Source organism: Cryobacterium soli (genome assembly GCF_003611035.1).
GTDB lineage: Bacteria > Actinomycetota > Actinomycetes > Actinomycetales > Microbacteriaceae > Cryobacterium > Cryobacterium soli.
Map to the genome: position 1 here is coordinate 517,385 of NZ_CP030033.1, position 13,969 is coordinate 531,353.

Sequence of the window (13,969 nt, forward strand, 5' to 3'; positions counted from 1 at the left end):
GGGCCGCTGCGGCTAGACCGGAAGCGCCGCCAGGAGCAAGCTGGCCTCATGACAGCTGGTGCGGAGGGTGCGGGGAACTCCACGGCGGGCGCCGGCGGCGCGCACCGCGAGGTCGTGACGGTGGACGGTCGCCGGGTCACCCTGACCAATCTCGAGAAGGTGATGTACCCGGCCACCGGCACCACCAAGGCCGACGTCCTCGGCTACTACGCGGCCGTGGCGGATGCCCTCATCCGGCACGCCAGGGACCGCCCGGCCACCCGCAAGCGCTGGGTGCACGGAGTGGGTACCGCCGCCGAGCCCGGCCAGGTGTTCTTCCAGAAGAACCTGGGCGACGGCACTCCGGAATGGGTGGAACGCCGGGAACTGGAGCACAAGGAGCGTCGCACCGTGTATCCGCTCGTGAACGATCTGGCCACGCTCACCTGGCTGGCGCAGATCGGCACCCTCGAGATCCATGTTCCGCAGTGGCGGTTCGACGCCCGGGGCGCGCAGAGCCCTCCGGACCGGCTGGTGCTCGACCTCGACCCCGGCGAGGGCGTGGGCCTGGCCGACTGTGCCGAGGTGGCGCGCTGGGCGCGGGCGCTGCTGCTGGACATGGGTCTGGACGCCCGGCCCGTGACGAGCGGGAGCAAGGGCATCCATCTCTATGCGGCGTTGGACGGCCGGCACAGTTCGGAGCAGGTGAGCCAGGTGGCCAGGGAGCTGGCCCGGGCGCTCGAAGCCGACCATCCGGACGAGGTGCTCAGCGCCATGACCCGGTCGATGCGACCGGGCAAGGTCTTCGTGGACTGGAGCCAGAACAGCGCGGCCAAGACCACTATCGCGCCGTACAGCCTGCGCGGCCTGCTGCGGCCGTTCGTGGCGGCTCCGCGCACCTGGCGCGAGCTGGAGGCACCGGGGCTGGAGCAGCTGGACTACCACCAGGTGCTCAAACGGCTCTCCAGGGCGCCGGACCCGCTGGCGGCCGTGGCCGACGCCGCCGAGGCGCGCGCCGGCGCCGCTGCAAGCCCGGTGCCGGCCTCCGGGGCCGCCGCCGGGCCGGACGAGGACCGCCTGCACACCTACCGGAGCAAGAGGGACGCCCGGCGCACGCCCGAACCCATGCCGGAGAGCACGCCTGACGCCTCCCCGGCCGCCGGCGGAGCCGCCTTCGTAGTCCAGGAACACCACGCCAGGGCCCTGCACTTCGATCTGCGCCTGGAGCACGAGGGCGTGCTGGCCTCCTGGGCACTGCCCAAGGGAGTGCCCACCGACCCCACCCACAACCACCTGGCCGTGCAGACCGAGGACCACCCGCTCGAGTACCTCGGGTTCGAGGGTGACATTCCGGCCGGGGAATACGGCGCCGGGACGATGTCGATCTGGGACCGGGGCGAATACAGCGCGGAGAAATGGCGGGACGACGAGATCATCGTGACCCTGCACGGCAGTCCCGGCGGCCCGCTCACGGCGGGTGGGGACGAGTCCGGGCGCACCTTCGCGCTCATCCGCACCGGGGGCGCCGGCTCCCGCAACTGGTTGATCCACCTCATGAAGCCCCGGCGCCCGCCGACCGCGGAGACACCCGGCGCCGGCCAGGTCGGCTCTGCCCAGGACGCCCGCGTCACCAGCGCCCCACTTCGCGCCGCGGCCTACTCCCCCATGCTCGCCCGGCCTGGCACCCTGCGCGACCTCTCGGCCGAGACCGACTGGGCGTACGAGATGAAATGGGACGGCATCCGCATGATCGCCACCGTCGGAGCCGGCGCCGACGGAGCCGTGCGTTTCCTCACCCGCAACGGCAACGACGTCACCGCCGCGTTCCCCGAACTCGTCGATGACCTGCGCGCGGCCCTGGCCGGCCGGGCCGCCGTGCTGGACGGCGAGGTCGTCGCGCTGGACCGTCACAACCGGCCCGACTTCTCCCTGTTGCAGACCCGGCTCGGGCTCACCGACCCGACCGATGTGCGCCGGGCCCGACAGGGCGCCCCGGTGCACTACTTCGCCTTCGACCTCCTCGAGCACGACTGGCGCCCCCTCGTCGAGCTGCCCTATGCCGAGCGCCGGCAGGCCCTTGAACGGTGGGTGCGGGGAACAGGCACCGTTCAGGTGCCGCCGACGTTCGACGACCAGGATGCGGCCACGGTGCTCGCCACCAGCTCCCGGCTGGGCCTGGAGGGCATCATCGCCAAGGACACCCGCAGCGGTTACCTCACCGGCCGCCGCGCCGACCGCTGGGTGAAGATCAAGCATGTGACCAGCCAGGAGGTCGTCATCGGCGGCTGGCGGCCCGGCGCCGGCCATCGCTCCTCGACCCTGGGCTCGCTCCTGGTGGGGATACCCGCGCCGGCCGGGCCCGACGCTGCCCCGGGCGCACCCCGGCGACTGCTCTACGCCGGACGGGTCGGCACGGGTTTCCGCGACCGGGACCTCACCGCTCTCCGACGGCGCCTCGACGAGCTTTCGACGACGGACACCCCGTTCGAGGACGTACCGGCGGCCGACGCGACCGACGCCGTCTGGGTGCAGCCGGTCCTGGTCGGCGAGGTGGACTTCTCGGCCTGGACCCCGGCCGGCCGGCTGCGCCACCCCAGCTGGCGAGGGCTGCGGGCCGACAAGGACCCCGCCGATGTGGTGCGGGAAGAAGCGGTGCGGGAGGATGCGGTGCGGGAGGCCGCCGTGGCCGAGGCGGGTGATTCCCGATGACCGAAGCGGCCGCATCCGCCCTGCTCATCTGCCTGGTGATCGCGGGGCTGGCCTCGGCTGCCGCATGGCTGCTGTCGCTGGCCACCCGCGACTACTCCTGGGTCGACAGGGCCTGGTCCATCCTGCCGGCCGTCTATCTCTGGATCTTCGCCCTCGCCGCCGACCCGCCTGATGCGCGCCTGCTCGTCCTGGCCGCGCTGGGCACCCTGTGGGGCGTGCGGCTCACCCTGAACTTCGCGCGCAAGGGCGGCTACCGGCCCGGCGGCGAGGATTACCGTTGGGCCGAACTGCGCCGGCGGATGTCGCCGCGCCGCTTCGCCGTCGTCAACCTGGTCTTCATCTCGGTGACCCAGAACCTCCTGCTGCTCATGATCGCCCTACCCGGCTGGATCGTGCTGCAGCATCCGGGCCGGTTCGGTCTCCCTGAGCTCGCGGCGACGGCCCTGTTCCTGGCCTTCCTGGCCGGCGAGAGCGTGGCCGATCAGCAGCAGTGGCGGTTCCAGCAGGAGCGGCGCAGGCTCGCGGCCCAGGGCGCGGCGGATCCGGGCTTCCTGCGGAGTGGGCTGTTCCGCTTCTCCCGCCATCCGAACTACTTCTTCGAGATCGCCCAGTGGTGGACCGTCGCCGCTTTCGGCGCCCTCGCCGCGGGCACGCTCCTGCAGCAAGGCACGCTGGGGGCGGTGCTGCTGACCCTGCTCTTCGTCGGCTCGATCGCCCTCACCGAGAGCATCTCGATGGCGCGGCATCCCGGCTACACGGCCTACCGGCGCGAGGTGTGGCCCCTGGTGCCGTGGTTACCCAGGCGCCCCGCGGACATCCGCGTGCCGGGCGCCGAGGACCCGTTCAGGCCAGACGCGCCCTGAGTGCGGGCCAGCTGGCGGCGAAGCCCGGATGCAGCGGCAGCAGGTCGACGTCGGCCGGCGGCACCCAGCGCAACGCGATGCTCTCGGAGTCGCTGATGACCGCGTCGAAGGCCTCAAGAGCCTCCACCACCACTGTCGTATAGGACCAGAATCCGAGGTCGACCACCGAGCTGAAGCTGAACCGGAGCAGGTGCGCCGGCACGCCGGCCTCTTCCCCGGCCTCCCGGATCGCGGCGTCGAGTGCGCTCTCGTTCTCGTGCCGTGCTCCGCCTGGGACACCCCAGGTGTCACCGTGATGGCTCCACACGGCCCGGTGCTGCAGGAGCACCCCTCGCTCGGCATGGTGCACGAGCAATCCGGCCGCGCCGTACCGTCCCCAGAACCGGGAACCGTCCGGGCCGAAGACCCAGGCGTCCCCGCTGTGTGCACTCACGCTGCCGCTCATCGCTTAAGCATGCCGCACCGGCCGGGGCCCGTTCTGCCGGGCCGGGTAAGATCGAGCCCGGCGGCGACCTTCCCGCCCCTCCCAAAGGACTTGACGAGCATGACCTCTTCCACCCCCGCCAGCGCCCTCGACGCCGCAGCACTGGCCCGCTACATCGACCACACCCTGCTCAAGCCCGAAGCCACCCAGGCCGACGTGGCCGCCCTCATCGCCGAGGCCGTCGAGCTCGGCGTCTACTCCGTGTGCGTGTCGCCGTCGATGCTGCCGCTCACCCTGCCCGCGGATGCCGACCTCAAGGTCGCCGTGGTGTGCGGGTTCCCGAGCGGGAAGCACGCGTCGGCGATCAAGGCCGCCGAGGCCGCACTGGCCGTGGCCCAGGGCACCGACGAGGTGGACATGGTGATCGACATCGGTGCCGCCAAGGCCGGCCGGTTCGACCTGATCGAAGCCGACATCAGTGCCGTGCGCGCCGAGATCCCGGCCCCCCTGGTGCTCAAGGTCATCATCGAATCCGCCGCCCTCACCGACGACGAGATCGTCGGCGCCTGCCGCGCGGCCGTTGCCGCCGGTGCCGACTTCGTCAAGACCTCCACCGGTTTCCACCCCACCGGCGGCGCCACCGTGCACGCCGTGCGCCTGATGCGCCAGACCGTGGGCGACGCTGTGGGCGTCAAGGCCTCCGGCGGAGTGCGCAGCCACGCGGACGCGCTGGCCATGATCGAGGCCGGCGCCACCCGCCTCGGCGTCTCCGGCAGCACGGCCGTGCTCTCCGGCGCCGTGGTCGAAGCCCCGGCCAACCCCGCCGCGTACTGAGGCTCCAGGGCCGAACCAGCGGGCCTTCTGTCGCCCGCGCGGACAACTGCCCCCGGTCTGCCGGGTGCTGTTGTCCGCACCGGGTGCAGAACCGGGTACAGAGCGGGTGCAGAAGAGGCTAAACCGACACGATGGTGTGCACCGGCACGTCGCCGATGCGGCCGCGGCCGTCAAGTTCGGCCAGCTCGAGCACCACGCCCACCCCGACCGTGAGGTACCCGGCCCGCTCGATCAGGCGCGCGGTGGCGGCGACGGTGCCGCCGGTGGCGAGCACGTCGTCCACGATCAGCACACGGGAGCCGGCCGGCAACTGCCCGACCTCCAGCTCCAGCCGGGCCGAGCCGTACTCGAGGTCGTATTCCTCGGTCAGCACGGTGCCCGGCAGCTTCCCGCCCTTCCGCACCGCCAGCACGGCGCACTGGGCGGCATACCCGATGCCGGCCGCGAGCAGGAAGCCGCGCGCCTCGATGCCGGCCACGGCGTCAAAGGAGCCCCGGTAGCGCTCGGCCAGTTCGTCGATGATGGACCGGAACGCCACCGCATCCGCGAAGACCGGATTGAGGTCTCGGAACAGGATGCCGGGAAGCGGGAAGTCGGGGTAGGAGGCGAGAAGGGTGTGCACGTGCTGGGCTGCGGGAACGATCACGTACTCCAGGGTACCGTCGCCGTCAGGGTCACCCCTGCTGCGCGGCCGGGCCTGAGGTCCCGGGTGCGACGGGGCCGGGCCGTTCCTGCCCACCCGACCCGCCGTCGGCCGTCGGCTCGCGCGGCCCGGGCTGCTCGGTCGGCTCGACCGGCTCGACCGGCTCGACCGGCTCGACCGGCTCGTCCATGGCTCCGCTGAGCTCGTCGAGGAACCTCACCACCGCGAGCTGCTCCGACGCGCTGAGCTTCTCGGCGGCGGCGAGCATCCGCTGGTGCGCCGCCCCGAGGGCCAGGCGCACCTCGTCGTGGGCGGCGCCGGTGGCGTGCAGCACCTGCGCCCGCCGGTCGCTCGGATGCGGTTCGCGGCGGAGCCGGCCGGCCGACTCCAACCGGGTGAGCAGTTTGGCCGTCGCGGCGGAGGAGATGCCGAGGTACCTGCTCAGGTCGGTGGGCCCGACGGACTCGCCCCGCTCCTCCGCCGCGATCAGGTGCCGGACCGCGACGAGGTCGGTGTGGTGCATGTCCATGCCCGAGCGGACCCGATTGCGCATGGCCAGATCGGCAGCACGGAAGCGGCGCACGGCGCGCAGGACGTCAACGGCACTCAAAGGAGCACCGCCGGAAACCGGGTACCAGAAGCCGCCTGAGCGGCCGGCCTCCACGTCCCCGGCAGGTTGGGCGTCTGCGGGCATAGCCACCATGCTAGCCTCGAATATCGCTAACTCGGTTAGGTACTTTTTCGGGTATCTTGGCTGCACGAGAGGGAGCCCAGTGATGCACACAGCAGAAAACACCATGGACCGGGTGGAAGATTGGGTCGTGCTGCTCGATGAGGACGGACTTGAGATCGGCATCGCCCCCAAGAGCAGCGTGCACGGAGCCGACACCTCGCTGCACCTGGCCTTCTCCTGCTACGTCTTCAACGATCGCGGCGAGGTTCTGCTGACCCGCAGGGCCCTGGGGAAGAAGACCTGGCCCGGCGTCTGGACGAACTCGTTCTGCGGCCACCCTGCCCCCGCCGAGCCCCTCCTGGATGCCGTGCACCGCCGCGCCGAGTTCGAGCTCGGCCTCCAAATCGAAGACATCGAGCTTGCCCTCCCCCTGTTCCGGTACCGCGCCACCGACAGCAGCGGCATCGTCGAGAACGAGGTCTGCCCGGTCTACCTGGCCCGCGCTGTGGGCGACCCGACCGCCAACCCGGACGAGGTGATGGAATACACCTGGACCGACCCTGAGGTGCTGCGCCGTTCCGTCCTGGCCAGCCCCTTCGCCTTCAGCCCCTGGATGGTCCTGCAGATGCGCGAATTGGAGACCTTCGGTGCATGAGATCGCGACGCTGGGCGTCGAGACCGAGCTGCACCGCTTCTTCGCCGCCGCGCGGCTGCGTGCCAGTGACTACGGCGAGCACTACGTCGCCCTCTGGGATTCCCTCGACCTGGCCAGCCGCGGCGGCAAGCGAGTACGCCCGGCACTCGTCTTGGCCGCGTACGACGGCTTCGGCGGCACCGACCACACCCTGTCCACCCCCGTCGCGGTCAGTTTCGAACTGCTGCACACGGCCTTCCTGATCCACGACGACGTGATCGACCGCGACCTCTCCCGCCGCGGCATGGCCAACATCGCCGGCCGGTTCACCGAGCGTGCGATTGCGCACGGTGCGGGCACCGGCCAGGCCGAGGCCTGGGCCGCGACCGCCGCCATCCTGGCCGGCGACCTGGCCCTGAGCGAGGCCCACCGCGCCCTCGCCCTGCTCCCGGTGGAGACCACCATGCGCGCCCGCCTGCTCGACCTCCTCGACCGGGCCGTGTTCGTGTCGGCCGCGGGCGAGCTGGCGGATGTGACCAACACGGTCAGCCGCGTGCCGCTCACGATCGAGCAGGTCATCGCGACCCTCGAGCACAAGACGGCGATCTACTCGTTCGAAGCCCCGTTGCAGGCCGGCGCCGTGCTGGCCGGCGCACCGGAGGAGGCCATCGACGCCCTGGGCCGGTTCGGTCGTCTGATCGGCGTGGCCTTCCAGCTCACCGACGACCTGCTCGGTGTGTTCGGCGATCCGGACACCACGGGTAAGAGCGTGCTCGCCGACCTGCGGGAAGGCAAGCAGACCGCCCTGATCGCGCACGCCGGCGCCACCGACCGGTGGCCCCTGATCGCGCCGTTCCTGGGCAAGGACGATCTGACCGAACCCGAGGCCGAGTCCGTGCGCACGCATCTGCGCGAGTGCGGTGCTCTCGAGACCGCGGATGCGCTGGCCCGCGAGTACGCCGGCCGCGCCGTGGAGGCCCTCGCCGTGCCCCTCATGCCCGAGGATCTGCGCAGTACCCTGACCCAGCTGGCGCGCAGCGCCGTGACCCGCCGCAAATGAGCCGCGACACCGCGGGGCCCCAAACCAGCGCCCTACCCACCACTCTCGGCACCTACAACGCCGCCGCCCTCGCCAGTTCCGCCACGGTCATCGGGCACTACTCGACGTCGTTCGGACTCGCCGCCCGCCTCCTGGCCCCCGGTGTGCGCGAGGATGTGCGCACCATCTACGCTCTCGTGCGGATCGCCGACGAGATCGTCGACGGCGCCGCCGCCGAGGCCGGCATCGACCTGGCCGGCCAGCGGGAATTGCTGGACGACCTGGAGCAGGAGACCGAGCGGGCCATGTCCCGGGGCTTCAGCACCAACCTGGTCGTGCACGCTTTCGCCCTCACTGCCCGCCGGGTGGAGATCGAGCCCGCCCTCACCCGCCCGTTCTTCGCGTCGATGCGCCGCGACCTCGACCCGGCGCCCTTCACTGCCGCGAGCGTCGCCGAGTACATCTACGGCTCTGCGGAGGTCGTGGGCCTGATGTGCCTGCAGAGCTTCCTGCAGGACTCCCCGCGCAGCCCCGCTGAGCAGGCCGAGCTGGTGCACGGTGCCCGCAGCCTCGGCGCGGCCTTCCAGAAGGTCAACTTCCTCCGCGACCTCGCCGCCGATCGCGACGCCCTCGGCCGGAACTACTTCCCCGGAATCGACCTGGCCCGGCTCACCGACCCGCAGAAACACCTGCTGCTCGACGATATGGACGCCGACCTCGAGGCCGCCGAGCGGGTCCTGCCGCTGCTGCCGACCGGCAGCCGACGCGCCGTCACGGCCGCCCACCACCTGTTCGCCAGGCTGTCTGCGAGACTGCGGGAGACCCCCGCCCACGAATTGATGAGCACCCGCGTGCGAGTGCCGGATCCGGAGAAACTGATGATCGCCCTGTCGTCCTCGCTCGGCCCACAGGCATGGCGCCGATGAACCGCCCGGCCGCACACACCCGCACCGTCGTGATCGGCGGCGGTATCGCCGGACTGGCCAGCGCCGCCCTGCTGGCAAAGGAGGGCCACGAGGTCACACTGCTCGAGGCGCACGACACCCTCGGCGGCCGGGCCGGGTTCTGGGAGACCGACGGGTTCAGGTTCGAGACCGGGCCGTCCTGGTACCTCATGCCGCAGGTGTTCGAGCACTTCTACCGCCTGATGGGCACGAGCGCGGCCGAACAGCTCGAGCTCACCCGCCTCGATCCCGGCTACCGGGTCTACTTCGAGTCCGACGCCGATCCCGTGGACGTGCGCGCCGACCGCGCCGACAACATCAGGCTCTTCGAGAGCCTGGAGCCCGGCGCCGGCGCCTCGCTGGAGACCTACCTCGCCTCGGCGCGCGAGACCTACGACATGGCCGTGGACAGGTTCCTGTACACCAGCTTCGCCTCGTTCAAGCCCCTGCTGGTGCGCGATGTGCTCTCCCGGATGGGCCGGCTCGGCCGGCTGCTGCTGCAGCCGCTCGACAAGTTCGTGGCCGGCTACTTCCGCGACCCCAGGATCCGGCAGATCCTCGGCTATCCAGCCGTGTTCCTCGGCTCCTCGCCCGACCGAACCCCGTCGATGTACCACCTGATGAGCCACCTCGACCTGGCCGACGGAGTGCTGTACCCGCAGGGCGGTTTCACCCGCCTGATCGACAGCATCGCAGACCTCGCACGCGCCCAAGGCGTCACCATCGAGACCGGCGCCCGGGTCCAGGCCATCCGTTCGGGCGCCACCCCGACCGGACGCGGAGCCAAGGCCGCCGTCGAGGGCGTGCGCTACACCAACGCCGCCGGTGAGACCGTGACGCTGGACGCCGACATCGTCGTCTCCGCCGCCGACCTGCACCACACCGAGACCGAGCTCGTGGAGCCGGCCAAGCAGACCTACCCCGAACGCTGGTGGCAGAAGCGCACCTCGGGCCCCGGCGCGGTGCTCGTGCTACTCGGCGTGACGGGCGAACTGCCCAAGCTGACCCACCACACCCTGTTCTTCACGACGGACTGGGCCGACAACTTCGACCGGATCTTCGGCGCAGAGACCTCCGTGCCCAACCCCGCATCGTTCTACGCCTGCATGCCCAGCGCCACCGACCCCGGGGTCGCCCCGGACGGCGCCAGCAACCTGTTCCTGCTGATCCCCGTGCCCGCCGACACCGGCCTCGGCCATGGCGGCGTGGACGGCGCCGGCTCCGACACCGTCGAGGGCATCGCGGACGCCGCGATCGGCCAGCTCGCCGAGTGGGCCGGCATCCCCGACCTGGCCGAGCGCATCGTGGTGCGCCGCACGATCGGTCCGGCCGACTTCGCCGACGACCTCAACTCCTGGAAGGGCGGGGCCCTGGGCCCCGCGCACACGCTCAAGCAGAGCGCGTTCTTCCGCGGCACCAATGTGTCCCGGCACATCGACGGCCTCTACTACGCCGGCGGCAGCACCATCCCGGGCATCGGCCTGCCGATGTGCCTGATCAGCGCCGAGATCCTTCTCAAACGCATCCGAGGTGACGTGAGCACAGGTCCGCTGCCCGAGCCGCTGCCGAGCGGTCCGGCCGGCGCCAGGGTGCGGTGACACCTCGATGCCGGGTGTGCTGTACCTGCTGGCCCTGCTCGTCTCATTGACCGGCATGGTCGTGCTCGACCGGAGGTTCGGGCTGTTCTTCTGGCGCGCGCCCCTGGTCGCGGCCGCCGTCCTGGCCATCGGGGTCGCCTTCTTCCTGGCCTGGGACCTCTGGGGCATCGGCGCCGGCATCTTCTACCGCGGCGAGACCGACTTCATGACCGGGCTGCAGCTGGCGCCCGAGCTGCCCGTCGAGGAGTTCTTCTTCCTGACCTTCCTCTGCTACCTGTTCATGAATGCCTTGCAGGGCGTGCGGACGCTGTTGGAGACGAGGCGCACCGCGTGACCTACACCCTGCTCAATATCGTCTTCCTCGGGCTGGCCCTCATCGTGGCCGCCGCGGCGTACCTGCGCCGGCCGGGGTACCGCCGGCTTCTTCCGGCGGCGGGACTCGCCCTGGTGGCCGTGCTCCTGCTCACCGCGGTGTTCGATAACATCATGATCGGAGTGGGACTGGTCGACTACGACCCGGACCTGATCTCCGGATTCTTCGTGGGGATCGCTCCCCTGGAGGACTTCGCCTACCCCGTGGCGGCGGCGCTCCTGCTGCCCGCGGCCTGGTCGCTGCTCGGCGGTGACATGCGGCGGAGCCCGAGGGGCCGGAGTTCGTCGCGATCGGAAGGCAGACAATGACCGAATCGGTACCCCGACCACGACCGACCACGGGCCTCGGCCACACCGTGCGCCAGGTGCTGCTCTCATCGCGTCCGCTCAGCTGGATCAACACGGCTTTTCCCTTCGCGGCCGCGTACATCGTCAGCACCGGACGGGTCGACGCCCTACTCGTGGTGGGGACCCTGTTCTTCCTCATTCCGTACAACCTGCTCATGTACGGCATCAACGATGTCTTCGACTACGAGTCCGATCTGCGCAACCCCCGCAAGGGCGGCGTCGAGGGCGCCATGCTCGACCGGAGCCTGCACCGCATCGTGCTGGTCTCCGGCGTCGCCACCGCCCTGCCGGTGCTGATCGTCATGGTGCTGCTCGCCGGCGTGAACCCCTGGTCGTGGGTGGTGCTGGCGCTCAGCCTGTTCGCAGTGGTCGCCTACTCGGCCCCCGGCCTGCGGTTCAAGGAACGCCCGGTGCTGGACTCGGTGACGTCGAGCATCCACTTCGTGAGCCCGGCCGTGTACGGCCTCGCGGTGGCCGGGGCACTGGTCACCCCGGACCTCGTGGCACTGCTCACGGCGTTCTTCTTCTGGGGCATCGCCAGCCACGCCTTCGGCGCCGTGCAGGATGTCGAACCCGACCGCCAGGGCGGCATCAGTTCCATCGCCACGGCCTTCGGCGCCGCCCAGACCGTGCGTCTGGCGATCGTCTTCTGGGTGCTGGCGGGCCTGTTGATGCTCGTGACGGACTGGCCGGGGCCGCTCGCGGCACTGCTCGTGATCCCCTATGTGCTCGCCGCGTGGCCGTACCGGTCGATCAGCGACGCCGATTCCGAGCGAGCGAACAACGGCTGGAAGCGGTTCCTCAGGTTGAACTTCTTCACGGGCTTCCTGGTGACCATGCTGCTGATCCTCTGGGTCGTGGTGCGCTGACGCTGCGGCGCCCTCCGCCCGCTGCCGCCGCGTAGAGTCGAGGCATGGAACTGCAGAGCGCCCGCGTCGACAGCTGGGCCTGGGCGGTGCGGATGTACAAGACCCGCTCCCAGGCCACCGCGGCGTGCCGGGCCGGGCATGTGCGGGTGAACGGCGAGCGGGCCAAGTCCGCTCAGGCCGTGAAACCGGGCGACGAGGTGCGCATCCGCTCCAACGGGTTCGACCGGGTGCTCGTGGTGTCGAAGATCATCGTCAAGCGCGTGGGCCCGAGCGTGGCCGCGGTGTGCTTCGTGGACAACACCCCGCCGCCCCCGCCGCGCGAGGAGGTGGCCCTGGTGCCGATGCGCGACCGCGGAGCGGGCCGGCCCACCAAGCGCGAGCGCCGCGACATCGAAGAGCTGCGCGGCTACTGATCGCTAGCCGTGCGGCGGCGGGGCCGGGGGTGGAGCCTGGGGAGGAAGGGTCACCGGCGGCACCAGCACGCCGGCCTCAGTACGCACCCACCACACGTGCCCGGCACGGCGCTCGGCCGGGGTGCTGAACCGGTAACGGAACACCCTCGCCCGCACGAAGCGCGGCGGGCCGTCCGGGAACGGGTTGCCGGCCAGGAGACGCAGGGTGGCCCGGTCGCCCTGCAGCAGGCGGGCCAGGAAGACCTCGAACCAGCGGGTGTCGCGGGCGCCGAGGGCCAGGAACCACATCAGCCAGTCCAACCGCAGGTGGTACGGGGCGAACTGGCCGGGCAGCCGGCCGACGGCGCCGGGCTTGCCGCGGAACTCGTAGGCCAGCCACCCGTCCTCGGAGCGGGGACCCTCGTCGGCGCTGCCCTCGACGACCACCTCGAAGCGTTCCTTGGTGACCGTGCCGAAGGCCCCGTAGGCGTTCACCAGGTGGAAGGGATTGAAGCTCGCGTTCATGAGCTGCCGTCGCCGGAGCAGGTTGCGGGCCGGCCAGTAGCTGAGCACCAGCAGCAGGGCGGTCACGGCCAGCACCACCACGACGAACCAGACGGGTTGCTCCCCCGGCGCCTCCATCTGTGCGGGGTCCCGCAGGGCCGGCACGACCCATCCGCCGAGCCAGCGGAACGACGCGTCGTCGACGGCCGATGCGGCCAGAACTATCGTGATCCAGTTCAGCCAGGCGAAATTGCCGGTGAGCACCAGCCAGAGCTGGCTGAGCACGATGATGCCCGCGGCGATAGACGCCACGGGCTGCGGGGCGAAGAGCAAGAACGGCAGCAGGAGTTGAACGGCGTGGTTGCCCAGCACCTCCCCGCGGTGGAACCACCGGGGCAGGTGGTGCACGAACCAGCTGACCGGATTGGGCATCGGTTGGGTCTCGTGGTGGTAGAACAGTGCGGTGAGATCGCGCCACTCCCGGCCACCGCGGATCTTGATCAGCCCGGCGCCGAACTCGAGCCGGAACACCAGCCAGCGCAGGAAGAGCAGGATCGGCAGCGGCGTGGCCACGGCATCGGAGCCGAGGAACGCGACGATGAAGCCCGCCTCGACCAGGAGGCTCTCCCAGCCGAAGGCATAGAACGTCTGCCCCACGTTGACGATCGACAGGTAGGCCCCGAAGAGCACCAGGAACACGAGCATCGGCAGCCAGGCCGGACCGGCCTGCGGCAGGCCGAGGACCACCGACGCGGCCAGCAGGACGCACCACCAGGCCACCAGGCGCAGCAACCTGTCTGAGTACCGCCACTGGAAGAGGCTGGGCGCCCGCCGCATGCTCACCACCTGGGTGAACCGGCGCACCGGCAGCAGACCGTTCTCGCCCAACAGGGCCGGGAACTGGGCGAGCGCCGAAACGAACGCGATCAGGAAGATCGCGGCGATCCCTCGCTGCAGCACCTGGCGGGCGATGTCGTAGTCGCCGGTCCCGAACCACTTCATGGTGCCGCCCACCCTAGGCGCACCCGTGCGGCGCAACAAGGAGACCCTTGACGTCGTCGGCTAAACCGGTATAGGTTGACTCTAAACCGGTTCAGCACAGTTTCAGTACGGCATCCCCCGCCGAACCGGGAACGCCATCAAT

Annotated in this window: 15 protein-coding genes; 11 read left to right on the forward strand and 4 right to left on the reverse strand. The window is 70.8% G+C overall.

The genetic code is table 11. The annotated features are described in order from the left end of the window. The first annotated feature begins 48 nt into the window (after nucleotides 1-48). Entirely contained in the window at nucleotides 49-2,688 is a 2,640-nt protein-coding gene (locus tag DOE79_RS02430) for an ATP-dependent DNA ligase (RefSeq protein WP_120337122.1), read from the forward strand. Next, nucleotides 2,685-3,551 (forward strand): DUF1295 domain-containing protein, encoded by an 867-nt coding sequence (locus tag DOE79_RS02435; RefSeq protein WP_120337123.1) that lies wholly within the window; start codon nucleotides 2,685-2,687, stop codon nucleotides 3,549-3,551. Before DOE79_RS02430 ends, DOE79_RS02435 begins: the two co-directional genes overlap by 4 nt. Here DOE79_RS02435 and DOE79_RS02440 read toward each other — a convergent pair. Then, nucleotides 3,532-3,984 carry an NUDIX domain-containing protein gene (locus tag DOE79_RS02440; RefSeq protein ID WP_335582791.1) on the reverse strand — a complete coding sequence of 151 codons (453 nt, stop codon included), beginning with the start codon at nucleotides 3,982-3,984 and terminating at the stop codon, nucleotides 3,532-3,534. The genes DOE79_RS02435 and DOE79_RS02440 overlap by 20 nt on opposite strands. Before the next feature lie 111 nt (nucleotides 3,985-4,095). On the opposite strand from DOE79_RS02440, the gene deoC reads away from it, so the two are divergent. Then, on the forward strand, nucleotides 4,096-4,809 hold the full coding sequence (gene deoC, locus DOE79_RS02445; RefSeq protein WP_120337124.1) for a deoxyribose-phosphate aldolase: 714 nt from the start codon (nucleotides 4,096-4,098) through the stop codon (nucleotides 4,807-4,809). Nucleotides 4,810-4,927: 118 nt separating this feature from the next. Here deoC and DOE79_RS02450 read toward each other — a convergent pair whose 3' ends face one another. Then, complete coding sequence (locus DOE79_RS02450; RefSeq protein WP_120337125.1) at nucleotides 4,928-5,455, reverse strand: adenine phosphoribosyltransferase; 528 nt, start codon at nucleotides 5,453-5,455, stop codon at nucleotides 4,928-4,930. Nucleotides 5,456-5,483: 28 nt separating this feature from the next. Next, nucleotides 5,484-6,146 carry a MarR family winged helix-turn-helix transcriptional regulator gene (locus tag DOE79_RS02455; protein ID WP_162942569.1) on the reverse strand — a complete coding sequence of 221 codons (663 nt, stop codon included), beginning with the start codon at nucleotides 6,144-6,146 and terminating at the stop codon, nucleotides 5,484-5,486. 82 nt (nucleotides 6,147-6,228) lie between these two features. Here DOE79_RS02455 and idi point away from each other — a divergent pair, with 82 nt between their 5' ends. Genes idi through DOE79_RS02495 form a run of 8 tightly spaced genes read left to right on the forward strand, consistent with a single transcriptional unit; the run spans nucleotide 6,229 to nucleotide 12,342 of the window. Continuing rightward, on the forward strand, nucleotides 6,229-6,780 hold the full coding sequence (idi, locus tag DOE79_RS02460; protein ID WP_425455677.1) for an isopentenyl-diphosphate Delta-isomerase: 552 nt from the start codon (nucleotides 6,229-6,231) through the stop codon (nucleotides 6,778-6,780). Further along, nucleotides 6,773-7,819, forward strand: coding sequence for a polyprenyl synthetase family protein (locus DOE79_RS02465; protein WP_162942570.1), 1,047 nt, complete (start codon nucleotides 6,773-6,775; stop codon nucleotides 7,817-7,819). Before idi ends, DOE79_RS02465 begins: the two co-directional genes overlap by 8 nt. Next, the gene (locus tag DOE79_RS02470; protein ID WP_120337129.1) at nucleotides 7,816-8,724 is read left to right on the forward strand and encodes a phytoene/squalene synthase family protein; all 909 of its coding nucleotides are present in this window, start codon (nucleotides 7,816-7,818) and stop codon (nucleotides 8,722-8,724) included. Before DOE79_RS02465 ends, DOE79_RS02470 begins: the two co-directional genes overlap by 4 nt. Then, nucleotides 8,721-10,340: a phytoene desaturase family protein gene (gene crtI, locus DOE79_RS02475; RefSeq protein WP_120340108.1), complete on the forward strand. Its 1,620-nt coding sequence runs from the start codon at nucleotides 8,721-8,723 to the stop codon at nucleotides 10,338-10,340. Before DOE79_RS02470 ends, crtI begins: the two co-directional genes overlap by 4 nt. Before the next feature lie 7 nt (nucleotides 10,341-10,347). Then, nucleotides 10,348-10,674, forward strand: a complete 327-nt coding sequence (locus tag DOE79_RS02480; RefSeq protein WP_120337130.1) for a lycopene cyclase domain-containing protein — start codon at nucleotides 10,348-10,350, stop codon at nucleotides 10,672-10,674. Continuing rightward, on the forward strand, nucleotides 10,671-11,021 hold the full coding sequence (locus tag DOE79_RS02485) for a lycopene cyclase domain-containing protein (protein WP_120337131.1): 351 nt from the start codon (nucleotides 10,671-10,673) through the stop codon (nucleotides 11,019-11,021). The genes DOE79_RS02480 and DOE79_RS02485 overlap by 4 nt, the downstream gene beginning before the upstream one ends. Beyond that, nucleotides 11,018-11,929: a prenyltransferase gene (locus tag DOE79_RS02490; protein WP_120337132.1), complete on the forward strand. Its 912-nt coding sequence runs from the start codon at nucleotides 11,018-11,020 to the stop codon at nucleotides 11,927-11,929. Before DOE79_RS02485 ends, DOE79_RS02490 begins: the two co-directional genes overlap by 4 nt. A gap of 44 nt (nucleotides 11,930-11,973) precedes the next feature. After that, nucleotides 11,974-12,342 (forward strand): RNA-binding S4 domain-containing protein, encoded by a 369-nt coding sequence (locus DOE79_RS02495; RefSeq protein WP_120337133.1) that lies wholly within the window; start codon nucleotides 11,974-11,976, stop codon nucleotides 12,340-12,342. A gap of 3 nt (nucleotides 12,343-12,345) precedes the next feature. Here the strand turns inward: DOE79_RS02495 and DOE79_RS02500 are convergent, their stop codons facing one another. Then, a complete protein-coding gene (locus DOE79_RS02500) occupies nucleotides 12,346-13,827 on the reverse strand; it encodes a lipase maturation factor family protein (RefSeq protein WP_120337134.1) in 1,482 nt (493 codons plus the stop codon). Nucleotides 13,828-13,969: the final 142 nt, after the last annotated feature.